Raw genomic sequence first — 23,790 nt, forward strand, 5'->3', positions numbered from 1 at the left:
GGTCGAGGTCGGGAGCCCCACATGACACCTCCGCACAACTACCTCGCGGTCATCAAGGTCGTCGGCATCGGCGGCGGCGGTGTGAACGCGGTCAACCGGATGATCGAGGTCGGTCTGAAGGGGGTGGAGTTCATCGCCATCAACACCGACGCGCAGGCGCTGCTGATGAGCGACGCCGACGTCAAGCTCGACGTCGGCCGCGAGCTCACCCGCGGCCTCGGCGCCGGCGCGCAGCCCGACGTCGGCCGGCAGGCCGCCGAGGACCACCGCGAGGAGATCGAGGAGGTGCTCAAGGGCGCCGACATGGTCTTCGTGACCGCCGGCGAGGGCGGCGGCACCGGCACCGGCGGCGCGCCCGTCGTGGCCTCGATCGCCCGCAAGCTCGGCGCGCTCACCATCGGCGTGGTCACCCGCCCGTTCTCCTTCGAGGGCAAGCGGCGCGCGGTCCAGGCCGAGTCGGGGATCGAGGAGCTGCGCAACGAGTGCGACACGCTCATCGTCATCCCGAACGACCGGCTGCTCCAGCTCGGCGACCGCAACGTCAGCGTGATGGACGCCTTCCGCACCGCCGACCAGGTGCTGCTCTCCGGTGTCCAGGGCATCACCGACCTGATCACCACGCCCGGCCTGATCAACCTGGACTTCGCCGACGTCAAGTCGGTGATGTCCGGCGCGGGCTCGGCGCTGATGGGCATCGGCAGCGCGCGCGGTGACAACCGGGCCCTGCTGGCCGCCGAGCAGGCGATCGCCAGCCCGCTGCTGGAGGCCTCGATGGAGGGCGCCCACGGCGTCCTGCTGTCGATCTCCGGCGGCTCGGACCTGGGCCTGTTCGAGATCAACGAGGCCGCCTCGCTGGTGTCCGATGCCGCGCACGCCGACGCCAACATCATCTTCGGTGCCGTCATCGACGACGCCCTGGGCGACGAGGTCCGCGTGACCGTCATCGCCGCGGGCTTCGACGGCGGCCGGCCCTCGGCCCGCAAGGACGGCGCGGCCACCCCCGCGCTGCCCACCGCGGCGCCGGCCACCGGCCCGAGCCGGCTGCCCACCCCGCCGGTGGCGCCCGCGCCGTCGCCGGGCCTGCCCCGGGCCACCGGTGAGCGCCTGGTGGGCTCCCCGCCGCCCGCGCCCGCCGCGCCGGCGCCGGCCCCCGCGCCGGCGCGCTCGGCCGGCATCACGGTGCCCCCGTTGCCGCCGGTGCAGAACGGCGGCGCGGCCGCCGGGCGCCGCCCGCTGGGCAACGAGGACTTCGAGGAGGAGCTCGACATCCCGGAGTTCCTCCGTCAGTAGGAGGACCCCCGTGCCCCCTACCCCTCGCTCCGCTCGGGGCGGGCCCCTGCACGGGGGCCGTTCCAGCAGCTCGCCGCCCCCCACGTCCGGCTCCGCTCGGGGCGGGCCCCTGCACGGGGGCCGTTCCGGCACCTCACCCGCCCCGCCGGCGGTGCGCCCCCGACGGGTGGTCACCGACCGGCGGGGCGGCCGCTCGCGTGCGCCCTACGACGCGTTCAACCTCGGCGTCCACGTCGGCGACGACCCCGCCGACGTCGCGGCCAACCGCGAGCGCCTGGCCCGCGAGCTCGGCGTGCCCGGCGACCGGCTGGTGTGGATGGACCAGGTCCACGGCACCGGCGTCGCCGTCGTCGACGGCCCGGTCGAGGGCCCGCTGCCGGCCACCGACGCCCTCGTCACCCGCACGCCCGGCCTGGTGCTGTGCGTCCTGGTCGCCGACTGCGTGCCCGTCCTGCTCGCCGACCCGGTCGCCGGCGTCGTCGCGGCGGTGCACGCCGGGCGCGAGGGCGTCCGCCAGGGCGTCGTCCCGGCCGCCCTCGCCGCGATGGCCCGCCTGGGCGGCCGGCCGGCGGACACCACCGCGCTGCTCGGCCCGGCCGTCTGCGGCGCCGACTACGAGGTGCCGCGCGCCATGCAGGCCGAGGTGGCCCGCGTGGCGCCCGCGGCCGCCGTCCGCACCCGGAAGGGCACCCCGGGACTGGACCTCCGGGCCGGCCTGGCCGAGCTGCTCACCCGCGCCGGCGTCGCCCAGGTCGTCCACGACCCGCGCTGCACCGTCGAAGACCGCCGGCTGTTCAGCCACCGCCGCGACGGCGTCACCGGGCGCCAGGCGGGCGTCACCTGGCTCGGCTGAGCCGACGGGCAGGATCGGGGGCATGAGCACCCCGGCCCAGCGCCTGGCCGCCGTCCGGCAGCGGATCGCCGACGCCGCCCGCGCCGTGGGCCGCGACCCGGCCGGTGTCGCGCTCCTGGCGGTCAGCAAGACCTGGCCGGCCGACGACGTCCGCGCGCTGGCCGCCCTCGGGCAGACGGCGTTCGGCGAGAACCGCGCCCAGGAGCTCACCGCCAAGGCCGCCGAGCTCGCCGACCTGCCGCTGGAGTGGCACTTCGTCGGCCAGCTGCAGCGCAACAAGGCCGCGGTGGTCGCCCGCACCGGCGCCGTCGTGCACTCCGTCGACCGGGCGGCGCTGGCCCGCGCCCTGTCGCGCGCGGGGGAGGAGCGCGGCACCCCGGTCGGCGTGTTCGTCCAGGTCGACCTCGGCGGCGCGGCGGGGGAGCTCGCCGAACGCGGCGGCGTGGCCCCGGCCGACGTCGCCGCCCTGGCCGACGAGATCGCCGCCCTGCCCGGGCTCCGGCTGCGCGGGCTCATGGCCGTCGCCCCGCGCGGCGAGCAGCCCGGCCCCGCGTTCGCCCGCTTGGCGGAGCTCGCGGCGCGGCTGCGCGCCGACCACCCCGGCGCCACCGAGCTGTCGGCGGGCATGAGCGGCGACCTCGAGGAGGCGATCGCGGCCGGCGCCACGCTGGTGCGTGTCGGAACCGCGCTCTTCGGCTCCCGGCCCCTAACCTCCCCCCGAGTCACACCAGTCACAGGGGCCCCACCCGGGGCGCCGGAGGAGGTCTGATGGCCGGGGCCATGAAGAAGATGGGCATCTACCTCGGACTCGTCGAGGACGACGACGCCCGCGCCTACGGGCGCTACGACGCCCGCCAGTCCGACCACCACGACCGGTACGACGACGACCGCTACGACGAGCGGTACGACGACGGCCGCTACGACGACGCGCGCTACGACGACCGCCGCCCGGCCCGCGCCGAGGGCCGGTACGAGGGCCGCTACGACGACCGCTACGCGGGCGGCCCGGGCTACTACGACTCGCTGACCGGCGACCCCGGCTACGACGAGCACCCCGCCGACCGGCACCGCGACGACCGGCGGGACGACCGGCGCGACGACCGGCACCGCGACGAGCGCCCCGAGCCGGCCCTCGCCCCGGAGCCGGCCGTGCTGCGCCGCGGCGGCGCGACCCGCCTGGGCCTGGCCACCCCGCCGCCGGCCGGTGTCGCCTCCGGCCCGGTGCCGGCCGCCGAGGCGCGGACGGCGTCCCCGGCCGCGACGGCCGGCCCCCGCCTGGGGGCGGTCGGCGGCGCGGGCACCGTCGGTGGCGGTGCCGCGGCGCTCGCCGCGCGCGAGGCGGTCGCGGCCGCCGAGCCCGCCCCCGAGCCGGTCAAGCAGCCCTACCGGATCACCACGCTGTGTCCCAAGACGTACAACGAGGCGCGGGCCATCGGCGAGGCGTTCCGCGAGGGCAGCCCGGTCATCATGAACCTCACCGACCTCGACCACGCCGACGCGCGGCGGCTCGTCGACTTCGCCGCGGGACTGATCTTCGGCCTGCGCGGTAGCATCGAGCCCGTCACGGCCAAGGTGTTCCTGCTCAGCCCGCGGGACGTCGACGTGACGGCCGAGGACAAGGCCAGGATCCGCGAGGGCGGGTTCTCCGCCGAGTCCTGAGCCGTCGGCCGGGGCGCTGCAGCGTAGGCACTCACGGCACCCCAGGTGCCCCGGGACGAGCGAGGACAGTGGCTCTCTTCTGGCAGATCGTCTCGTCGATCCTGCTCGTCTTCCTCATCCTCCTGTTCGCGCGCTTCGTCGTGGACTGGGTGATGGTGCTGGCGCGCAGCTGGCGTCCGTCCGGCCTGGTCGCGGCGGGTCTCGAGGTCGTCTACGCGACGACCGACCCGCCGCTCAAGGCCATCCGGAAGGTCATCCCCCCGTTGAACCTGGGGTCCATCCGTCTCGACCTCGCCTTTATGGTGTTGTTGATCGCCGTGTACATCCTGCGGAGCATCACGTCCGGTCTCGCGTACTCCGTGTGAGTGACGCTCCCGCGCCCCGCCGCGAGACCCGACCGATCCCGTCCCCGCCGTCCGACCCGAGGTGAGCCCCTTGCCACTCACGCCAGCCGACGTGCACAACGTCGTCTTCAAGAAGCCGCCGATCGGGAAGCGTGGCTACGACGAGGACGAGGTGGACGCGTTCCTCGACGTGGTGGAGGCCGAGCTCGCGCGGCTGATCGAGGAGAACAACGAGCTGCGGGCCGGCTCGAACACCGGCCGCGTGGCCGCGCAGCCCGTCGCCCCGGAGCCCGTGGCCGCGCCGGCCCCGCCGCAGCAGCCCGCCCCGCGCGAGGACGACACCACCCGCGCCTCCCGCATGCTGGCGCTGGCGTCGGAGACCGCCGACCGCTACGTCAACGAGGCCAAGGCCCAGGCCGACCAGATGGTCGCCGCCGCCAAGACCACCAGCGATCGCACCGTGGCCGACGCCCGAGCCAAGAGCGAGCAGATGGTCAACGAGGCGAAGCTGCGCGCCGACTCGATGATCAGCGACGCCCGCACGCGCGCCGACACGATGGAGCGCGAGGCCCGCGCCAAGGCCGCCGCCCTCGAGCAGGACGCGGAGCGCCGCCACCGCGAGGTCATGGGCCCGCTGGAGGAGAAGCGCACCAACCTCGAGCGCAAGATCGAGGAGCTGCGCACCTTCGAGCGCGAGTACCGCACGCGGTTCCGCTCCTACCTGGAGTCGCACCTGCGCGACCTCGACAGCCGCGGCTCGGCCGAGCCGTCGTCGACCAGCCGCCAGACGCAGCACGTCTCCGCCTGACGCGGCCTGACAGGGCCCCCCGGACACCCGTCCGGGGGGCCCTGTCGCGTTCCCACCGGTCCGCGCCGGTGCCGGACGTGGCCGCGGTTACAGTCGCGCCGTGGTCCTCGTCGCCGCCCTGCTCGTGCTCGCGGGCCTCGCGCTGTTCGTCCTCGGCGTCATGACGGCCGTGACCGCCTGGTACTGGGCCTGCGTGGCCGCCTGCGGCCTGGCCGCCGTGCTGCTCGTCGTCGCCCGGCTGCGCGCGCCGGCCGGTACCCGGGTGCCGGCGCAACGCGAGCCGGACCCTGCCCGCGTGCCGGCCGCGGAGGCGGAGGAGCCTCGTGCGAAGGCGGAGCCTCCCCTGGAGGAGCCGGCCGCGGGGGAGCCGGCCGCGGGGCAGGGTGCCGCGGCGACGACGCCGGCCCAGCCCGCGCCCGCCGCGGCGCCGCGCGAGGGGACCCCGGCGCAGGCGCCGCCCCGCACGCCGGCCGCTCCGGTGGCCGCTGCTGACGGCGGCGACCCGGCCGAGGAGGACGTCGAGGTCACCGACCTGCTCATGGTGGTCGACCTGCGCGACGAGGTCCTCGTCGTCGACGAGCACCCGCGCTACCACCTGGCCGGCTGCCCCTGGCTGGCCGGGCGGGAGACCATCCCGCTGCCGGTGACCGAGGCGCGCACCGACGGGTTCACCCCCTGCGCGCGCTGCGGTCCCGACCGGGTCCTGGCCGACGCCGAGCGCGCCCGCCGCGCCGCCCGCCGGGGCTGAACCGCCGCCCGTCCCCGGGCGACCAGCTCAGCTCACCGCACCGCGTCCTGGCTCACCGCCGGCCGTGAGCCGGGACGCGGCACGACCAGGCAGCCTGATCGTGCCGCGTCCTGCGCGTCAGGCCCGGGCCAGCCAGAAGCGCGAGCCGTCCGGGCCCTCGACGCCGGGGCCCTCGCCCGCGGCGCCCGCGTGCACGGCGGTGGCCAGCACCTCGCCGGCCAGCGCCTCGCCCTGCTCGGTGAGCGCCTCGGCCATCGGGCCCTCCGCGGTCCACCACAGGGCGATCCGGTCGCTGACGGCCAGCCCGGCGTTCTTGCGGGCCTCCTGCACCAGCCGCACCGCCTCGCGCACCAGCCCGGCGCGCTCCAGCTCGGGGGTCAGCGTGAGGTCCAGCGCCACGGTGAGCCCGCCGGCGCTGGCCACCGTCCAGCCCTCGCGCGGGGTCTCGGTGACCACGAGGTCACCCTCGTGCAGCGGCACAGCCTCGCCGTCGACCTCGACGGTCGCGGTGCCGGCCCGGTAGGCGGCCACCAGGGCGGGGGCGTCGGCCGCGGCGACCGCCTTCGCCACCGCCTGCACCTGCTTGCCGAGGCGCCGGCCGACGGCGCGGAAGTCGACCTTCACGCTGACGTCGACCAGGTCCCCGCCGACGGCGCCCAGCTCGGCGAGCTCGGCCACGTTGAGCTCGTCGGCCACCTCGGCCACGAGGTCGCGGGCCAGCGCCGCCCAGCCGGGGGCGGCGACCAGCGCGCGCGCCAGCGGCTGGCGGGTGCGCACCTTCGCCGAGGTGCGGGCCGCGCGGCCGAGCTCGACCAGCCGGCGCACCAGGTCCACCTGCGCCACCAGCTGGGGGTCGCGGGCCTCGGCGTCGACCGCGGGCCAGGACGCGAGGTGCACCGAGTCGGGAGCGTCGTCCCCGAGTCCGGGACGGACCACGCGCGTCCACACCTCGTCGGTGACGAACGGGCAGAACGGGGCCATCAGCCGGGTCAGCCCGTCGAGCACCTCGTGCAGCGTGGCCAGGGCGGCCGGGTCGCCGTCCCAGAAGCGGCGGCGCGAGCGGCGCACGTACCAGTTGGAGAGGTCGTCGACGAACGAGGCGAGCAACCTGCCGGCGCCCTGGGTGTCGAAGGCCTCCAGCGCCGCGGTGACGCCCTCGGTGACGGCGGCGAGCTCGGCCAGCGCCCAGCGGTCGAGCAGCGACCGCTCCGCCCGCGCGGGGGCGGGGGACGTGGCCGGGTCCCACCCGTTGGTCTCCGCGTACAGGGTGAAGAAGCTCGCGGTGTTCCAGTAGGTCAGCAGGACCTTGCGGACCACCTCGGACAGCGTCTCGTGCCCGACCCGCCGCGCCGACCACGGCGAGCCGCCGGCCAGCATGAACCAGCGGACGGCGTCGGCGCCGTGCCGGTCCATGAGCGGGATCGGCTCGAGGATGTTGCCCAGGTGCTTGCTCATCTTCCGGCCGTCCTCGGCCAGGATGTGGCCCAGGCACAGCACGTCCTCGTAGGAGCTCTTCCCGAAGACGAGCGTGCCCACGGCCATGAGCGAGTAGAACCAGCCGCGGGTCTGGTCGATCGCCTCGGCGATGAACTGCGCCGGGTAGGACGCCTCGAACTGCTCGTTGTTGCGGTGCGGTGCGCCCCACTGGGCGAACGGCATGGAGCCGGAGTCGTACCAGGCGTCGATGACCTGCGGCACGCGCCGGTAGGTGCCCTCCTCGCCGTCGCGGGTGAAGGTCACCTCGTCGATGAACGGGCGGTGCGGGTCGAGGTCGGTGAGGTCGCGCCCGGCCAGCTCCGAGAGCTCGGTCAGCGAGCCGACGACGACCATCCGCGACGGGTCGGCGTCGTTGCGCCAGATCGGCAGCGGGGTGCCCCAGTAGCGGTCGCGGGACAGCGCCCAGTCGACGTTGTTGTTCAGCCAGTCGCCGTAGCGGCCCCACTGGATGGTCTCGGGGTGCCAGGACGTCTTCTCGTTCTCGGCGAGCAGCTGGTCCTTGACCGCGCTGGTGCGGATGTACCAGGACGGCTGCGCGTAGTACATGAGCGGCGTGTGGCAGCGCCAGCAGTGCGGGTAGCTGTGCTCGTAGCGCTGCTCGCGCCACAGCACCCCGCGCGACTGCAGGTCGACGACGAGCTCGTCGTCGGCGGCCTTGAAGAACCGGCCGCCCACCAGCGGCACCTCGGGCAGGAAGTGCCCGGAGGCGTCGATCGGGTTGACCACCGGCAGGCCGTAGGCGCGGCAGACGGCGAGGTCGTCGGCGCCGAACGCGGGGGACTGGTGGACCAGGCCGGTGCCGTCGTCGGTGGTGACGTAGTCGGCCAGGACGACGTAGTGCGCGTCCTCCCCCTCGGGGAAGTCGACCAGCTCGAACGGGCGCCGGTAGTGCGTGCGCTCCCAGTCGCGGCCCTGCGTGCGGGCGAGCACCTCGACGTCGTCGGTGCCGCCGAAGACGGCGCCCAGGAGCGGCTCGGCGACGACGAGGGTGTCCTCCCCGCGCCGGGCCACGAGGTACGTGACGTCGGGGTTGACCGCGACGGCGGTGTTGCTCGGCAGCGTCCACGGCGTCGTCGTCCAGACCAGCAGGTCGGCCCTCCCGGCCCACTCGCCGTCGGTGACCGGCAGCCGGACGTACACCGACGGGTCGGTGATCGACTCGTACCCCTGGGCGACCTCGTGGTCGGACAACCCGGTGCCGCAGCGCGGGCAGTAGGGCGCGACGCGGTGGTCCTCGACGAGCAGGCCCTTGTCGAAGACCTGCTTGAGCGACCACCAGACGCTCTCGATGTAGGCGGGGTCCATCGTCCAGTAGGCGGTGGACATGTCGACCCAGTAGCCCATGCGGCGGGTCAGCTGGGAGAAGTCGCCGACGTGCCGCTCGACCGACTCCCGGCAGCGGGCGTTGAACTCGGCGATGCCGTAGCGCTCGATGTCGGGCTTGCCGGCGAAGCCGAGCTCCTGCTCGACGGCGATCTCGACCGGCAGGCCGTGGCAGTCCCAGCCGGCGCGGCGGGGCACGTGCCAGCCCTGCATCGTCTTGAAGCGCGGGAAGACGTCCTTGAACGCGCGGGCCTCGATGTGGTGGGTGCCCGGGCGGCCGTTGGCGGTGGGCGGGCCCTCGTAGAACACCCACTGCGGCCGGCCCTCGGTGGCGGCCAGCGAGCGGGCGAAGACGTCGGCGTCCTCCCAGCGGCGCAGCACGTCCTGCTCCAGCGCGGGCAGGTCGACCTGGGGTGGCAGCGCACGGAAGACAGAACTCACACGGCCATTGTCCCCGAGCCGTCGAGCGCGATCCGGCGGGGCAACGGCCGCGACACGTCCGTACGGGAGACTGCCCCCGTGATCGGGGGCGGGCGGTGAACACCACGGTCACGATCGCCCTGGCCGTCGGCGCGCTGGTGGTGCTGGTGGCCGCCGTCGCCCTGCGCGTGGCCGACCGCCTCGGCCTGCCCAGCCTGCTGCTCTACCTCGCGCTCGGGGTGGCGCTGGGGGAGAGCGGGCTGGGCATCCAGTTCGAGGACGTCGCCCTCACCCAGACCCTCGGCGTCGCCGCGCTCGTCGTCATCCTCGCCGAGGGCGGGCTGACCACCCGCTGGGCCGACGTCCGGCGCGCGGTGGGCCCGGGGCTGGCGCTGTCGACGGTCGGCGTCGCGGTCAGCATCGCCACGACCGCCGCGATCGCCGTGTGGCTGCTGGGCCTCGACTGGCCCTTCGCCCTGCTCCTGGGCGCCGTGGTCAGCTCCACCGACGCCGCTGCCGTGTTCGCCACGCTGCGCCGGCTGCCGCTGCCCCGGCGGATGGTGGCGGCGCTGGAGGTCGAGTCGGGACTCAACGACGCCCCGGTCATCCTGCTGGTCGCGGTGCTGTCGGACGTCCTCACCGGTGGGGAGACGGAGGCCTGGTGGCTGACCGCGGTGGTGGTGCTGGCCGAGCTGGCCGGCGGTGCGGTGCTCGGGCTGGCGCTCGGTGCGGGCGGGGCGTGGCTGCTGCGCCGGTCGGCCCTGCCGCTGTCGGGCTTCTACCCGCTGGCCACCCTGGCGTTGTGCGTGTTGGCCTTCGCGTCCGCGTCGCTGCTGCACACGTCGGGGTTCGTGGCGGTCTACCTGTGCGGGCTGGTGCTCGGCAACGCCGCGCTGCCGCACCGCTCGGCCACCATCGGGTTCGCCGAGGGCATGGCCTCCCTCGCCCAGATCGGGCTGTTCGTGCTGCTCGGCCTGCTCGTCTCGCCCGGCCGGCTGCCCGACGCGATCGGCCCGGCGCTGCTGGTCGGCGGGGCGCTGCTGCTGGTGGCCCGGCCGCTGTCGGTGGCCGCGAGCCTGGTCTGGTTCCGCATGCCGTGGGCGCAGCAGGCCTTCGTGTCCTGGGCCGGACTGCGCGGCGCGGTGCCGATCGTGCTGGCCACCTTCCCGCTCACGGCGGGTGTCCCGCGGGCGACCACGGTGTTCGACACCGTCTTCGTGCTGGTCGTCGTCTTCACCCTGGTGCAGGGCTCGTCGCTGCCGTGGGTGGCCCGCCGGCTGGGCATCGCCGCGCCGCTGACCCCCCGCGAGATCGAGGTGGAGTCCGCGCCGCTGGAGGAGCTCGACGCCGAGCTGATGCAGCTGCGGGTGCCCGCGGGCTCCCGGCTGCACGGCGTCTACCTGCCCGAGCTCCGGCTGCCCGAGGACTCCGCCGTCGTCCTCATCGTCCGCGACGGGCGGGCGTTCGTGCCCGACGAGACCACCCGGCTCATGCGCGGCGACCAGGCGCTGCTGGTCTCCGCGCGCGCCTCCCGCGCCGAGGCCGAGCGGCGGCTGCGCGCGGTCAGCCGGGCCGGCCGCCTGGCCAGCTGGCGCGGCGAGCAGGGCGCCGCCGGCGAGGCCGACTGAGGCGCACCGGAGCCGAGGGACGACGACACCGCTGAGGCCCCCTCGCCGGAGCGAGGGGGCCTCTGCGGTGTGCGGGTGCGGGTGCGGGCGCGGCGGGGATCAGCCGTTGAGCTCGAGGGTCTGCATCGTGTCCGCCCGGACGGCGGCGAGCAGACCCGGGTCGGAGGACAGGTCGCGCCCGTAGGACGGGATCGCCTCCTCCAGCGCCGCCCGGTTCGCCGCGACCCGCTCGGGGAAGGCGCGCTGGACCAGCGTGAGCATCGCCGAGACCGCCGTGGAGGCGCCGGGGGAGGCGCCGAGCAGGCCGGCGATCGAGCCGTCGCCGCCCACGATCAGCTCGGTGCCGAACTGCAGCACGCCCTTGCCGCTCTTCGGGTCGCGCTTGATGACCTGCACCCGCTGCCCGGCGGTGATCATCTCCCAGTCGGCCTGCTCGGCCAGCGGGACGAACTCCAGCAGCGTGCGGTGCCGGGCACCGCGCGACTGCAGCAGCTCGGTGACCAGGTACTTGGTCAGCGCCATCTCGGTGCGGGCGACGCCGAGCATCGAGCCGAGGTTGTTCGGCTTGACCGACAGCGGCAGGTCGAACATGGAGCCGGCCTTGAGGAACCTCGGCGAGAAGCCGGCGTAGGGGCCGAACAGCAGCGAGTACTCGCCGTCGACCAGGCGCAGGTCCAGGTGCGGCACCGACATCGGCGGCGCGCCGACGGCGGCCTGGCCGTAGACCTTGGCCTGGTGCCGGGTGACCAGCTCGGGGGAGCGGGTGCGCAGGAACAGCCCGCTGACCGGGAAGCCGCCGAAGCCGCGGATCTCGGGGATGCCCGCCCGCTGGAGCAGCGGCAGCGCGCCGCCGCCGGCGCCGACGAAGACGAACCGGGCGCGCACCGAGCGCTCCTCGCCGGACCGCCGGTCGGTGACGGTGACCCGCCAGCGGCCGTCGTCGAGCTTCTCCAGGCCCGAGACCCGCTGGCCGGTGTGCACCTGCACGCCGCGGCCCTCGGCCTGGGTGAGCAGCAGCCGGGTGAGCTCGCCGAAGTTGACGTCGGTGCCGGCGACCGAGCGGGTCGCGGCGACCGGCTGGGCGGGGTCGCGGCCGTCCATCACCAGCGGCACCCAGTCGCGCAGCTCGGCGTGGTCGTCGGTGTACTCGAGGCCCGCGAACAGCGGCTCGGCCGACAGCGCCTGGTGGCGGGCGCGCATGTAGCGGCGGCCGTCCTCACCGGTCACGAAGCTGACGTGCGGCACCGGGGAGATGAAGTCCTTCGGCGAGCCGGTGAGCCCGGTGCGCACCAGGTGCGACCAGAACTGGCGCGACACCTGGAACTGCTCGTTGATGGTGCGGGCCTTGGTCGTGTCGACCCGGCCGTCGGGCCCGGCGGGGGTGTAGTTGAGCTCGCACAGCGCCGCGTGACCGGTGCCGGCGTTGTTCCAGGCGTCCGAGCTCTCGCCGGCGACCGCGTCCGCGGACTCGAAGACGGTGATGCTCCACTCCGGCGCGACGACGCCGAGCAGCGACGCGAGTGTCGCGCTCATGATGCCGCCGCCGACGAGGACTACGTCAGGGTCGGTTGCTGAACCGAGGTCGGTGGACACGACTGCCTTCCTGCCGGGGGACGTGCGCCACCTCCGACGATCGGCCGATCGGGGCGCGGAGACGCCCCCGGCGGGGTGTGAGATTCGTCTACCCCAGCATGACCTCCGTCACCCGGCAGGACCGGTACCGGTCCGGAGCGGATCCGCGCGGGCCGCGCGGCGGCCCGGGGGGCGGGGGCCCGCCGACTATCGTCGGCCCCGCCGGGCGGCCCGCGCCCGGCCCGACCGAGGAGCCCCGCTGAGCGAGCAGCCCGAGGACGCCGCCCCCGCGACGCCGGCCCGCCGGCCGCGCACGCGGCTGCTGCTGACCCTCGCCGCGCTGCTGTTCCTCGCCGACCTCGGCACCAAGCTGCTCGTCGTCGCGACGATCGACCGCGGCGAGAACATCCGCCTCCTCGGCGGCCTGGTCTACCTCACCCACGCCCGCAACACCGGCGCCGCGTTCTCCTTCGCGGAGGGCTTCACCGTCGTGTTCACGCTCATCGCCGCCGTGGTGGCCGTGGTGATCGTCCGGGCGGCGCGGCGGCTGCTCTCCACCGCCTGGGCCGTCGCGCTGGGCCTGGTGCTCGGCGGGGCGCTGGGCAACCTCGTGGACCGCGTGTTCCGCGACCCCGGCTTCCTGCGCGGCGGCGTCGTCGACTTCGTGTCGGTGTTCGCGCCGGACGGCGAGGTGTACCCGATCTTCAACGTCGCGGACTCCGGGATCGTCGTCGGCGGCCTGCTCGGCGCCTACCTGGCGCTGCGCGGCGTCGAGTTCGACGGCACCCGGGCCCGCGACCGCGGCGACGGCGCGGTCACGTCCTCCTGAGCGGCCCGCTCCCGGGCACCGCCCCGAGCCTGCGAGGGGGAGGGAGGAGGGGGTCCTTCCTCTGTCACGATGGACCGGTGAGCGCTCCCGGGCTGCACCGCGCCCTCCCGGTGCCCGACGGACTCGAGGGCCAGCGCGTCGACCAGGGCCTGGCCCGGCTGTTCGGCCTGTCCCGCGCCGCCGCGGCCGATCTCGCCGACGCCGAGCGGGTGTGGGTCGACGGCCGCGTGCGCGGCAAGGGCGACCGGCTCACCGGCGGCAGCTGGCTGGAGGTCGAGCTGCCCCCGCCGCCGGGTGAGGCCCCGCCGCCGGAGCCGGTGCCGGGCCTGACCGTCGTGCACGACGACGACGACGTCGTGGTCGTCGACAAGCCGGTCGGCGTCGCCGCGCACCCGAGCCCCGGCTGGGACGGGCCGACCGTCTCCGGCGGCCTGGCCGCGGCCGGCTACCGGATCTCCACCTCCGGCGCGGCCGAGCGGCAGGGGATCGTGCACCGCCTCGACGCCGCGACGACGGGGCTGATGGTCGTCGCGAAGAGCGAGCGCGCCTACACGCTGCTCAAGGCGGCGTTCAAGGAGCGCACGGTCGACAAGGGCTACCACGCGCTGGTGCAGGGCCACCCCGACCCGTCGCGCGGCACCATCGACGCCCCGATCGACCGGCACCCGCGCGCGGACTGGAAGTTCGCCGTGGTGAGCGGCGGGCGCCCCTCGGTCACCCACTACGAGGTCATCGAGGCGTTCGCGGCGGCCAGCCTGGTCGACATCCACCTGGAGACCGGCCGCACCCACCAGATCCGCGTGCACTTCTCCGCGCTGCGCCACCCCTGCGTGGGCGACGCGACCTACGGGGCCGACCCGACGCTGGCCGCCCGGCTCGGCGTCTCGCGGCAGTGGCTGCACGCCGTCCGGCTCGGCTTCGCCCACCCCGCCGACGGGCACTGGGTCGAGTTCACCAGCGACTACCCGGCCGACCTCGCCGGCGCCCTGGCGATCCTGCGCGCCGAGTCCTGAGGGCGCCCGCCCGCCGTGACCGACCTGCCCGCCTCCCTCGCCGACTTCGGCCCGGCCGCGCTCTCGGCCGTCGTCGTCGCCGGCTACCTGGTGGCGGGCGAGCCGGTGGTCGGGCACGTGCTGCACCGCCGGTTCGAGGGGCGGCTGCGCACCGACCCGGCCGCGCGGCGGTCGTTCTACCTGCGGTTGCTGGTCCTGGAGTGGGGGCTGGCGCTGCTGGCCCTCGTGCTGTGGCTGTCCTCCCCGGGGGTCGACGCCGCCGCCGTCGGGCTGGCCTGGCCGAGCGGGCTGCCCGGCCCGGTCACGGGTGCGGCGACCCTGCTGGTCCTGCTGCTCGCGCTGGCCTCGGTGCGGGCGCTGCGCTCCGGCGCGCTCGCCCGGGCCGCCGAGCCCCGGCCGGGGGAGGGGCGGCACGCCGAGCCGGCCGGGTACGCCACGCTCGCCCTGCTGCCGCGCTCGCCCTCCGAGCGGCGGCTGTTCTCCGTGGTCGGCGTGACGGCGGGCGTGTGCGAGGAGTGGCTCTACCGCGGCTTCTTCCTCGCGGTGGTGGCCGCGGTCGTGGGCGACGTGCCGCAGGTGGTGCTGGTGGCCGTCGGCGCGCTGGCCTTCGGGCTGGCGCACGCCTACCAGGGCCTGCCAGGGGTCGTGCTCACCGGCGTCCTCGGGGCGGTGTTCGCCGGGCTCTACCTGGAGACCGGGTCGCTGCTGCTGCCGGTGCTGCTGCACGCCGCCGTCGACCTGCGCTTCCTGCTGGTGCCGGAGTCGGCGCTGCCGGGCGGCGCGCCGCTGCCCGGCCCGCGCCGGGGACGGCGGCCGGCCGGGGGAGCGCCCGCATGAGCCGGCCGACGGCGACGGTGGCGACGGCGGCCGACTGGCCCGAGCTGGTCGCGCTGCGCACCCGCGTCTTCGTGGAGGAGCAGGGCGTGCCGCCGGAGATCGAGCAGGACGCCGCCGACGCGACCGCGGTGCACGCGGTCGCCCGGGACGGCGCCGGGCGGGTGGTGGCCACCGGCCGGCTGCTCGAGCGCGGCGGGCGGGCGGCGATCGGCCGGATGGCGGTCGACGCCGGCGCGCGGGGCGGCGGCTACGGCGCCGCGGTGCTCGGCGTGCTGCACCGCGAGGCGCTCGCGCGGGGCCTGGCCGAGGTGGAGCTGCACGCGCAGGTCACCGCCCGCGGCTTCTACGAGCGGGCCGGCTACACCGCCGTGGGCGGCGAGTACGAGGAGGCCGGGATCGTGCACGTGACGATGCGGCGCGCGCTGGAGGAGCCACTGTGACGGGCGCGACCCGCCCGGCCGAGACACGTCCTGTCAGACCCTCGGCGTAGAACGTCCCCGGTGCGAGGATCGGGGGACCGGCCCGGGCCCGCGCCGGTCGCCCGGCCGGCACCGCCCGAGCCCGCACCGCACCGCCCGGTCTTCCCCGCCGGTCGCCCGCCGGAGCACCCGACGGCCGGGCCAGCACGACCCGTGAGGAGCACCGCACCGCCGTGAGCAGCGCAGCCGCCCAGAGCAACGACTCGTTCGTGCACCTGCACGTACACACCGAGTACTCGATGCTCGACGGGGCGGCGAAGCTGCCCGAGGTCACCAAGGCCGCCGCCGAGCAGGGCATGCCGGCGCTGGCGATGACCGACCACGGCAACGTCTTCGGCGCCTACGACTTCTACAAGCAGGCCAACGCCGCGGGCGTGAAGCCGATCATCGGCATGGAGGGCTACTACACGCCCGGCTCGCGCTTCGACCGCGCGCCCTACGACTTCGGCGACAAGCTGATCGACGAGGAGGGCGACGGCGGGTCCAACCGCGGCAAGGCGGCGTACACCCACATGACGCTGCTGGCCCGCACCACCGAGGGGATGCACAACCTCTTCCGCATCTCCTCGCTGGCCAGCCTCGAGGGCCAGTACCGCAAGCCGCGCTTCGACCGCGACCTGCTCGAGCGGTACGGCAAGGGCCTCATCGCCACGACCGGCTGCCCCTCGGGCGAGGTCAACATGTGGCTGCGCGCGGGCAAGCACGACCGCGCCCGCCAGGCGGCGGCCGACTTCCAGGACATCTTCGGGCGGGAGAACTTCTACGCCGAGCTGATGGACCACGGCCTGTCGATCGAGCAGAAGACCCGCCCGGCGCTGCTGGAGATCGCGAAGGACCTCGGCATCCCGCTGCTGGCCACCAACGACCTCCACTACACGCACAAGGAGGACGCCGAGGCCCACGACGCGCTCCTGTGCATCCAGACCGGCTCGCGGCTCAACGAGCCCAACCGCTTCAAGTTCAACGGCGACGGCTACTACCTGAAGAGCGCCGCCGAGATGCGCGCGCTGTTCCCCGGTGACCTGAAGGCGGCGTGCGACAACACGCTGCTGGTCGCCGAGCAGTGCGAGGTGACCTTCACCGAGGGCGCCGACCTGATGCCGCGCTTCCCGCTGCCGCCGGGGGAGGACGAGACCTCCTGGTTCATCAAGGAGGTCGAGCGCGGGCTGCACAAGCGCTGGCCGAACGGCATCCCCGACCACGTGCGCAAGCAGGCCGACTACGAGGTCGGGATCATCACCCAGATGGGCTTCCCGGGGTACTTCCTCGTGGTCGCCGACTTCATCAACTGGGCCAAGGACAACGGCATCCGCGTCGGTCCCGGCCGTGGCTCGGCCGCGGGCTCGCTGGCCGCCTACGCCATGGGCATCACCGACCTCGACCCGCTGGCGCACGGGCTGATCTTCGAGCGGTTCCTCAACCCCGAGCGCGTCTCCATGCCCGACGTCGACATCGACTTCGACGACCGCCGCCGCGGGGAGGTCATCCAGTACGTCTCGCAGAAGTACGGCGAGGAGCGGGTCAGCCAGATCGTCACCTACGGCACCATCAAGGCCAAGGCCGCGATCAAGGACGCCGCCCGGGTGCTCGACCGGCCCTACTCCGTCGGTGACGAGCTGACCAAGCTCATGCCGCCGGACGTCATGGGCAAGGGCATCCCGCTGTCGGGCGTCTTCGACCCGGCGCACCCCCGCTACAAGGAGGCCGCGGAGTTCCGCGCCCGCTACGAGTCCGACCCGGGCGCGGCCGAGGTGGTCGACCAGGCCCGCAAGCTCGAGGGCCTGAAGCGCCAGTGGGGCGTGCACGCGGCCGGCGTGATCATCGGCCGCTACCCGCTCATCGACTCGATCCCGATCATGCGCCGGGAGAACGACGGCGCGATCATCACGCAGTTCGACTACCCGACCTGCGAGACGCTCGGCCTGCTGAAGATGGACTTCCTGGGCCTGCGCAACCTCACGGTCATCGACGACGCGCTGCGCAACATCGTCGCGAACGGCAAGGAGCCGATCGACCTCGACGAGATCAGCAAGGACCTCACCGACAAGGCCACCTACGAGCTGCTGGCCCGCGGTGACACCCTCGGCGTCTTCCAGTTCGACGGCGGCCCGATGCGCTCGCTGCTGCGGCTCATGCGGCCGGACAACTTCGAGGACATCTCCGCCGTCGGCGCGCTCTACCGCCCCGGCCCGATGGGTGCGAACTCGCACACCAACTACGCGCTGCGCAAGAACGGCCAGCAGGAGATCACGCCGATCCACCCCGAGCTGGCCGAGCCGCTCGAGGACATCCTGGGCGGCACGTACGGCCTGATCGTGTACCAGGAGCAGGTCATGGCCATCGCGCAGAAGGTCGCCGGGTACTCGCTCGGCAAGGCCGACCTGCTGCGCCGCGCGATGGGCAAGAAGAAGAAGTCGGTCCTCGACGCGGAGTTCGTCGGCTTCGAGGCCGGCATGAAGGAGCGCGGCTACTCCGACGCGGCGATCAAGACGCTGTGGGACATCCTCGTCCCGTTCGCCGACTACGCGTTCAACAAGGCCCACTCGGCGGCCTACGGCCTGGTCAGCTACTGGACGGCGTTCCTCAAGGCGAACTACCCGGCCGAGTACATGGCCGGCCTGCTCACCAGCGTCGGCGACGACAAGGACCGCCGGCCGATCTACCTGGCCGAGTGCCGGCGCATGGGCATCAAGGTGCTCCCGCCCGACGTCAACGAGTCCTCCTGGGACTTCACCGCCGTCGGCACCGACATCCGCTTCGGCCTGGCGTCGGTGCGCAACGTGGGCACCAACGTCGTCGACTCGATCGTGCGGGCGCGCGAGGAGAAGGGCGCGTTCAAGGACTTCGCCGACTTCATGCGCAAGATCGACACGGTGGCCTGCAACAAGAAGGTCATCGAGTCCCTCGCCAAGGCCGGCGCCTTCGACTCCCTCGGGCACTCGCGGCAGGGCATCGCCGCGATCCACGCCCAGGCCGTCGACGCCGCCATGTCGCTCAAGCGCAAGGAGGCCGAGGGCCAGTTCGACCTGTTCGGCAGCTTCGGCGACGAGGGCGGCGCCGACGACCCGTTCGGCGGCGCGCTGGACATCGCGGTCCCGACGGCGGACTGGTCGAAGTCCGAGCGGCTGGTCTTCGAGCGCGACATGCTCGGCCTCTACGTCTCCGACCACCCGCTGCACGGCGTCGAGCACGTGCTCGCGGCCAACGCCGACACCCCGATCGCGGAGATCAACGCCGGCGGGGTCGAGGACGGCGCCAACGTGACGATCGCGGGCATCCTCACCGGGGTCTCGCCGCGCACCAACAAGCAGGGCGCGCCGTGGGCGATCGCCACCCTCGAGGACCTCGAGTCCGGCATCGAGGTGCTGTTCTTCCCGAAGACCTGGGCCGAGGTGTCGGAGAAGGTCGTCCGCGACCAGATCGTCGTGGTGAAGGGCCGGATCAGCCGGCGCGACGACCAGCCCTCGCTGTTCGGCTCCGAGGTGACCATCCCCGAGCTCACCGAGGGCCCGCGCGGGCCGGTGATGGTGCAGATGGCCGCGGCCCGCTGCACCCCGCCGGTGGTCGAGCGGCTGCGCGAGGTGCTGGGCAGCCACCCGGGCACCACCGAGGTGCACCTGAAGCTGGTCAACGGCGGCCGGGAGACGGTGCTGCGGCTGGACCAGGGGCTGCGGGTGCGGCCGAGCACGGCGCTGATGGGCGACATCAAGGCGCTGCTCGGGCCCACCAGCGTCGCCCTGCTGTGAGCCGCGGGTGAGCCCGCCGGGGCCCGCCCCCGGCGGCGGGCTCCCCGGGGAGCGGGGTTCACTGGGTGCCGTGAGCAGCCCCGCCCCGCTCCCCGACGGCCCGTACCCCGGTCCGGTGCCCGCGGCCACCGTGGGACCCGCGGCCGGGCACGCACCCGGGCACGCGGCCGCGTCCCTCGCGGGCGCACCGGCCGCCGCGCGCCCGGCGGCGGGGCGGTGGCTGGCCGAGGCGCGCGCCGACCTGCGCGCCGCGGTCGCCTGGGGCTGCGCGCTGGCGCTGTGCGGGCTGCCGGCCGGGCTGCTGTGGCTGTGGCTGGCCCCGCGCGCGGAGTTCGACGTCGTCGAGGGCGGCGCGGTCCCGGTGGGCCGCCCCTCGCCGGAGCTGCTGGTGGCCGACGACGGCGTGCTCGTGCTGGTGCTCGCGGGCCTCGGCCTGCTCGCCGGCGCCGTCGCGTGGGCGATGCGCCGGCGCCGCGGCGTCGCCACGGTGGTGGCCACCGCGGCCGGCACCGCCGTCGCCGGGCTGCTCGCCTGGCAGCTGGGGGAGCTGCTCGCGCCCGGCCCGACGGCGGAGCAACTGGCCGACGTCGGCGCGCGGGTGACCACCGGCCTGCAGCTGTCGTCGCTGCCCGGGCTCGCCGTGGGACCGTTCGCCGCGCTGGCGGTCTACGTCGTCGCGGCGCTGTTCTCCTCCCGCGACGACCTCGGCCGGGACGGGGGCGGCTCCGACGGGCCGGCCGGGGGCGACCTCGGCCGCTAGTTCAGGCTGGTCTCGCCCGCGAACTGGTGCAGGGCCGCGGGCACCGCGCCGACGGTCTCCAGCAGCGTCAGCTCGCGGCGCAGCATCCGGCTCTCGGTGGCCAGCCGCCGCCGGGTGGCCGACTCCGCCAGCAGCGCCTGCCGGTCCTCGGTGGTGAGCAGCGCCGCCGAGGCGACCAGGTAGGACAGCGCCCGCGGGTCGCCGGCCACCGCGTCCAGCAGCGCCGCGGCACCCGTCGGGTCCTCCCCGGCACCGGCCAGCTCCGCCGCCCGGCCCACCTCCTCGCCGTCGAGGCCGGCCTGCAGCCCGGCGATGGCGGTCACGTACCGGGTGAACAGGTCGCCCACGCCGCGCTCGAGCAGCCCCAGCGACCCGCGTGCCGCCTCGGCCACCAGCCCCTCGTCGAGCTGGTCGGGCGGCGGAGCGGCGCTGTCGGCCGGCTCGTCGAGGACCTCCTCGCGGTCGCCCGCGGCCTCCTCGGCGGCCTCCTCGTCGGCCAGCCACTCCACCTCGGCCTGCAGGTAGGGCGGGTCCTCGCCGACGACGACGTCGAGCAGCCGGAACCGCTCGCCGCCGACGGCGACGACCCGGAACCCGCCGTCGGGCTGCGGCCGGACCGCCTGCAGCAGCGCGGTGCAGCCGACGTCGTACAGCGCCTCGGCCGGCGCGACCCGCTCGACCTCCCAGCCCTGCCGGATGGCCACCACGCCGAACCGCCGCTCCCCGCCCTCGGGCAGCGCGAGCAGGTCGCGCACCAGGGCCCGGTACCGCGGCTCGAAGACGTGCAGGGGCAGCACAATCCCCGGGAACAGCGGTGTCCCGAGCGGGAAGAGCGGGACGAGGTCACCCACGGCCCGGAGCCTACGGGCGGCCGGGGGCCCGGGCGCTCCGGCGAGGGGGCCGATCCGCCCCGACTACCCTGGGAGGTCGTCCGCTCCCCGTCGCGCCCCCGGAGGCCCGCCCGTGCTCGCCCGCATCGACCTGCGCGGATCCGCGCTGCCGGGGGTCCGCGACCTGGCCGGCCTGCTGCCGCGTGCGGCCACCGACATCGACTCGGTCCTGGCCACCGTCCGGCCGCTGTGCGAGGACGTGCGCATCCGCGGCGCCCAGGCGGTCCGCGAGATCACGGCCCGCCTCGACGGCGTCGACGCCGAGGACTTCACCGTCCCGCCGGCCGCGATCCAGGCGGCGCTCGACGGGCTGGCCCCCGAGGTCCGCGCCGCGCTGGAGGAGTCCATCGCCCGGGTGCGGCGGGTGCACGCCGACCAGGCCCGCACCGACGTCACCACCCAGGTCGTGCGCGGCGGCACGGTCACCGAGCGCTGGGTGCCGGTGCGCCGCGTCGGCCTCTACGTGCCCGGCGGGCTCGCCCCGCTGCTGTCCAGCGTGGTGATGAACGTGGTGCCGGCGCAGATCGCCGGCGTCGAGTCGATCGCCGTCGCCACCCCGCCGCAGCGCGACCACGGCGGCCTGCCCGACCCGGGCGTCCTCGCCGCGTGCGCCCTGCTCGGCGTCACCGAGGTGCACGCCGTCGGCGGTGCCCAGGCCATCGCCGTCTTCGGCTACGGCGCGGGCTCCTGCGAGCCGGTCGACATGGTCACCGGCCCCGGCAACGTCTACGTCACCGCCGCCAAGCGGCTGCTGCGCGGGCTGATCGGCATCGACTCCGAGGCCGGCCCCACCGAGGTCGCCATCCTCGCCGACGACACCGCCGACCCGGTGCACGTCGCCGCCGACCTGATCAGCCAGGCCGAGCACGACCCGCTCGCCGGCGCCGTGCTGGTCACCACCAGCGAGGAGCTCGCCGACGCCGTCCTCGAGCTCGTCCCCGGCCAGGTCGCGGCCACCAAGCACTCCGAGCGGATCCTCACGGCGCTGGACGGCAGCCAGTCGGGGATCGTGCTGGTCGACGACGTCGACGCCGGCCTCGCCGTGGTCGACGCCTACGCCGCCGAGCACCTGGAGATCCAGACCCGGGACGCCCGGGAGGTGGCGCTGCGCGTGCGCAACGCCGGCGCGGTGTTCGTCGGCGCCTGGTCGCCGGTGTCGCTGGGCGACTACATCGCCGGCTCCAACCACGTGCTGCCCACCGGCGGCTGCGCCCGGCACTCCAGCGGACTGTCGGTGCAGTCGTTCCTGCGCGGCATCCACCTCGTCGAGTACGACGAGCAGGCCCTCGCCGAGGTGGCAGGCCACGTCGACGCGCTCGCCCACGCCGAGGACCTCCCCGCGCACGCGGCCGCCGTCCGGGTGCGGCAGCAGCCGTGACGTCCCTCGACGAGCTCCCGCTGCGGCCGGAGCTGCGCGGCCGCACGCCCTACGGCGCCCCGCAGCTGCAGGTCACCCACCGGCTCAACACCAACGAGAACCCGCACCCGCTGCCCGCGGAGCTGCTCGCGAGCCTCGGCGAGGCGCTCGGGCACGCCGCGCTGGAGCTCAACCGCTACCCCGACCGCGACGCCGTCGCGCTGCGCACCGACCTCGCGGCCTACCTGAGCCGCGGCCGGGAGCGGATCGAGCCCGCGCAGGTGTGGGCGGCCAACGGGTCCAACGAGGTGCTCCAGCAGCTGCTGCAGGCCTTCGGCGGCGCCGGGCGCACGGCGCTGGGCTTCACGCCGTCGTACTCGATGCACCCGATCATCTCCGCCGGCACCGGCACCGGATGGGTCGACGGGCACCGCCGCGAGGACTTCACCATCGACGCCGGGGCCGCCGTGGCCCAGGTGCGCGAGCTGCGCCCCGACGTCGTCTTCGTGACCAGCCCGAACAACCCCACCGGCACCGCGGTCGCGCTGGAGTCGATCGAGCGGCTCTACGACGCCACCGAGGGCGTGCTGGTGGTGGACGAGGCGTACGCGGAGTTCGCCCGCACCGGCACGCCGTCGGCGCTGACCCTGCTGCCCGGCCGCCCCCGCCTGGTGGTCAGCCGCACGATGAGCAAGGCGTTCGGCATGGCCGGCCTGCGGCTGGGCTACCTCGCCGCCGACCCCGCCGTCGTCGACGCGGTGCAGCTGGTCCGGCTGCCCTACCACCTGTCCTCGCTCACGCAGGCCGCCGCGCGGGCCGCGCTGGCGCACACCGACGCGCTGCTGGCCACCGTCGACGCGGTCAAGGAGCAGCGCGACCGCATCGTCGCCACGCTGCCCTCGCTCGGCCTGACCAGCGTCCCGAGCGACGCCAACTTCGTCCTCTTCGGGCGGTTCGCCGACGCGCCGGCCGCCTGGAAGGCGCTGCTGGCCCACGACGTCCTCGTCCGCGACGTCGGCATCCCCGGCTGGCTGCGGGTCACCGCCGGCACGCCCGCCGAGACCGACGCCTTCCTCACCGCCCTGGGTGAGGTGGCCCCCGAGCACCGCCTGGGAGACTGAGACCCATGAGTCGTACCGCCCGCGTCGAGCGCGCCACCAGCGAGACCGAGCTGGTCGTGGAGCTCGACCTCGACGGCACCGGGAAGAGCTCGATCAGCACCGGCGTCGGCTTCTACGACCACATGCTGACGGCGCTGTCCAAGCACAGCGGCATCGACCTCACCGTGCAGGCCGACGGCGACCTGCACATCGACGCCCACCACACGGTGGAGGACGTCGCCATCGCCCTCGGCCAGGCGTTCGGCGAGGCACTCGGGGACAAGAAGGGCATCACCCGCTACGGCGACGCCACGATCCCCATGGACGAGGTGCTCGTGCAGGCCGCCGTCGACCTGTCCGGCCGGCCGTACTTCGTGCACGCCGAGCCCGAGACCATGACGCCGATGATCGGCCCGGACTACCCGACGTCGCTGACCAAGCACGTGCTCGAGTCCTTCGCGTTCAACGCGCGGATCACCCTGCACGTGCGGGTCCTCTACGCCGGCCGCGACGCCCACCACATCGTCGAGGGCCAGTTCAAAGCGCTGGCCCGGGCGCTGCGCACCGCCGTCGCGCTCGACCCGCGGATCACCGGCGTCCCGTCCACCAAGGGCGCGCTGTAGCCCGATGACGTCGC

20 protein-coding genes are annotated in these 23,790 nt (G+C 75.0%); 17 read left to right on the plus strand and 3 right to left on the minus strand.

Translation table 11 applies throughout. The annotated features are described in order from the left end of the window. The first annotated feature begins 21 nt into the window (after positions 1-21). The 7 genes from ftsZ (at position 22) to ACI79X_RS03880 (ending at position 5,702) form a co-directional block, all read left to right on the plus strand. Positions 22-1,290: a cell division protein FtsZ gene (gene ftsZ, locus ACI79X_RS03850; RefSeq protein WP_457024098.1), complete on the plus strand. Its 1,269-nt coding sequence runs from the start codon at positions 22-24 to the stop codon at positions 1,288-1,290. A gap of 151 nt (positions 1,291-1,441) precedes the next feature. After that, entirely contained in the window at positions 1,442-2,143 is a 702-nt protein-coding gene (pgeF, locus tag ACI79X_RS03855) for a peptidoglycan editing factor PgeF (protein WP_457024099.1), read from the plus strand. Between the two features lie 22 nt (positions 2,144-2,165). After that, complete coding sequence (locus ACI79X_RS03860) at positions 2,166-2,912, plus strand: YggS family pyridoxal phosphate-dependent enzyme (RefSeq protein ID WP_457024100.1); 747 nt, start codon at positions 2,166-2,168, stop codon at positions 2,910-2,912. After that, the gene (locus ACI79X_RS03865) at positions 2,912-3,802 is read left to right on the plus strand and encodes a cell division protein SepF (RefSeq protein WP_457024101.1); all 891 of its coding nucleotides are present in this window, start codon (positions 2,912-2,914) and stop codon (positions 3,800-3,802) included. Before ACI79X_RS03860 ends, ACI79X_RS03865 begins: the two co-directional genes overlap by 1 nt. A 68-nt stretch (positions 3,803-3,870) precedes the next feature. Next, entirely contained in the window at positions 3,871-4,167 is a 297-nt protein-coding gene (locus ACI79X_RS03870; RefSeq protein WP_457024102.1) for a YggT family protein, read from the plus strand. 61 nt (positions 4,168-4,228) lie between these two features. Further along, positions 4,229-4,954: a DivIVA domain-containing protein gene (locus ACI79X_RS03875; RefSeq protein ID WP_457024103.1), complete on the plus strand. Its 726-nt coding sequence runs from the start codon at positions 4,229-4,231 to the stop codon at positions 4,952-4,954. 100 nt (positions 4,955-5,054) lie between these two features. Further along, complete coding sequence (locus tag ACI79X_RS03880) at positions 5,055-5,702, plus strand: hypothetical protein (RefSeq protein ID WP_457024104.1); 648 nt, start codon at positions 5,055-5,057, stop codon at positions 5,700-5,702. 117 nt (positions 5,703-5,819) lie between these two features. On the opposite strand, the gene ileS is transcribed toward ACI79X_RS03880, so the two are convergent. Continuing rightward, complete coding sequence (gene ileS, locus ACI79X_RS03885; protein ID WP_457024105.1) at positions 5,820-8,963, minus strand: isoleucine--tRNA ligase; 3,144 nt, start codon at positions 8,961-8,963, stop codon at positions 5,820-5,822. Positions 8,964-9,058: 95 nt separating this feature from the next. Between ileS and ACI79X_RS03890 the strand changes: the two genes are divergently transcribed. Further along, the gene (locus tag ACI79X_RS03890; RefSeq protein WP_457024106.1) at positions 9,059-10,570 is read left to right on the plus strand and encodes a potassium/proton antiporter; all 1,512 of its coding nucleotides are present in this window, start codon (positions 9,059-9,061) and stop codon (positions 10,568-10,570) included. A 99-nt stretch (positions 10,571-10,669) separates the two neighbouring features. On the opposite strand, the gene mqo is transcribed toward ACI79X_RS03890, so the two are convergent. Further along, positions 10,670-12,163, minus strand: coding sequence for a malate dehydrogenase (quinone) (gene mqo, locus ACI79X_RS03895; RefSeq protein WP_457024107.1), 1,494 nt, complete (start codon positions 12,161-12,163; stop codon positions 10,670-10,672). Between mqo and lspA the strand changes: the two genes are divergently transcribed. From lspA to ACI79X_RS03925, 6 genes are all read left to right on the plus strand, one after another. Then, positions 12,156-12,971 carry a signal peptidase II gene (gene lspA, locus ACI79X_RS03900; RefSeq protein ID WP_457024108.1) on the plus strand — a complete coding sequence of 272 codons (816 nt, stop codon included), beginning with the start codon at positions 12,156-12,158 and terminating at the stop codon, positions 12,969-12,971. The genes mqo and lspA overlap by 8 nt on opposite strands. Positions 12,972-13,048: 77 nt before the next feature. Beyond that, positions 13,049-13,984 (plus strand): RluA family pseudouridine synthase, encoded by a 936-nt coding sequence (locus ACI79X_RS03905; RefSeq protein WP_457024109.1) that lies wholly within the window; start codon positions 13,049-13,051, stop codon positions 13,982-13,984. A 15-nt stretch (positions 13,985-13,999) separates the two neighbouring features. Next, a complete protein-coding gene (locus tag ACI79X_RS03910) occupies positions 14,000-14,821 on the plus strand; it encodes a CPBP family intramembrane glutamic endopeptidase (protein ID WP_457024110.1) in 822 nt (273 codons plus the stop codon). Next, positions 14,818-15,261, plus strand: a complete 444-nt coding sequence (locus ACI79X_RS03915) for a GNAT family N-acetyltransferase (protein WP_457024111.1) — start codon at positions 14,818-14,820, stop codon at positions 15,259-15,261. The genes ACI79X_RS03910 and ACI79X_RS03915 overlap by 4 nt, the downstream gene beginning before the upstream one ends. A gap of 212 nt (positions 15,262-15,473) precedes the next feature. Further along, complete coding sequence (gene dnaE, locus ACI79X_RS03920) at positions 15,474-19,046, plus strand: DNA polymerase III subunit alpha (RefSeq protein ID WP_457024112.1); 3,573 nt, start codon at positions 15,474-15,476, stop codon at positions 19,044-19,046. A gap of 70 nt (positions 19,047-19,116) precedes the next feature. Beyond that, positions 19,117-19,806 carry a hypothetical protein gene (locus ACI79X_RS03925; RefSeq protein WP_457024113.1) on the plus strand — a complete coding sequence of 230 codons (690 nt, stop codon included), beginning with the start codon at positions 19,117-19,119 and terminating at the stop codon, positions 19,804-19,806. Here ACI79X_RS03925 and ACI79X_RS03930 read toward each other — a convergent pair. Continuing rightward, entirely contained in the window at positions 19,803-20,657 is an 855-nt protein-coding gene (locus tag ACI79X_RS03930) for an LON peptidase substrate-binding domain-containing protein (RefSeq protein ID WP_457024114.1), read from the minus strand. The genes ACI79X_RS03925 and ACI79X_RS03930 overlap by 4 nt on opposite strands. A 112-nt stretch (positions 20,658-20,769) precedes the next feature. Here ACI79X_RS03930 and hisD point away from each other — a divergent pair, with 112 nt between their 5' ends. Genes hisD through hisB form a run of 3 tightly spaced genes read left to right on the plus strand, consistent with a single transcriptional unit; the run spans position 20,770 to position 23,776 of the window. Beyond that, complete coding sequence (hisD, locus tag ACI79X_RS03935) at positions 20,770-22,074, plus strand: histidinol dehydrogenase (RefSeq protein WP_457024115.1); 1,305 nt, start codon at positions 20,770-20,772, stop codon at positions 22,072-22,074. After that, positions 22,071-23,174, plus strand: coding sequence for a histidinol-phosphate transaminase (locus tag ACI79X_RS03940; protein WP_457024116.1), 1,104 nt, complete (start codon positions 22,071-22,073; stop codon positions 23,172-23,174). The genes hisD and ACI79X_RS03940 overlap by 4 nt, the downstream gene beginning before the upstream one ends. Positions 23,175-23,179: 5 nt before the next feature. After that, complete coding sequence (gene hisB, locus ACI79X_RS03945; protein ID WP_457024117.1) at positions 23,180-23,776, plus strand: imidazoleglycerol-phosphate dehydratase HisB; 597 nt, start codon at positions 23,180-23,182, stop codon at positions 23,774-23,776. Positions 23,777-23,790: the final 14 nt, after the last annotated feature.

The organism is Geodermatophilus sp. SYSU D01119 (assembly GCF_054049975.1).

What these genes read in the sequence shown, in the direction of transcription:
- ftsZ (WP_457024098.1), top strand. Translation starts at nt 22, where the DNA reads ATGACACCTCCGCACAACTACCTCGCGGTCATCAAGGTCGTCGGCATC.
- ACI79X_RS03860 (WP_457024100.1), top strand. Translation starts at nt 2,166, where the DNA reads ATGAGCACCCCGGCCCAGCGCCTGGCCGCCGTCCGGCAGCGGATCGCC.
- ACI79X_RS03865 (WP_457024101.1), top strand. Translation starts at nt 2,912, where the DNA reads ATGGCCGGGGCCATGAAGAAGATGGGCATCTACCTCGGACTCGTCGAG.
- ACI79X_RS03915 (WP_457024111.1), top strand. Translation starts at nt 14,818, where the DNA reads ATGAGCCGGCCGACGGCGACGGTGGCGACGGCGGCCGACTGGCCCGAG.
- hisB (WP_457024117.1), top strand. Translation starts at nt 23,180, where the DNA reads ATGAGTCGTACCGCCCGCGTCGAGCGCGCCACCAGCGAGACCGAGCTG.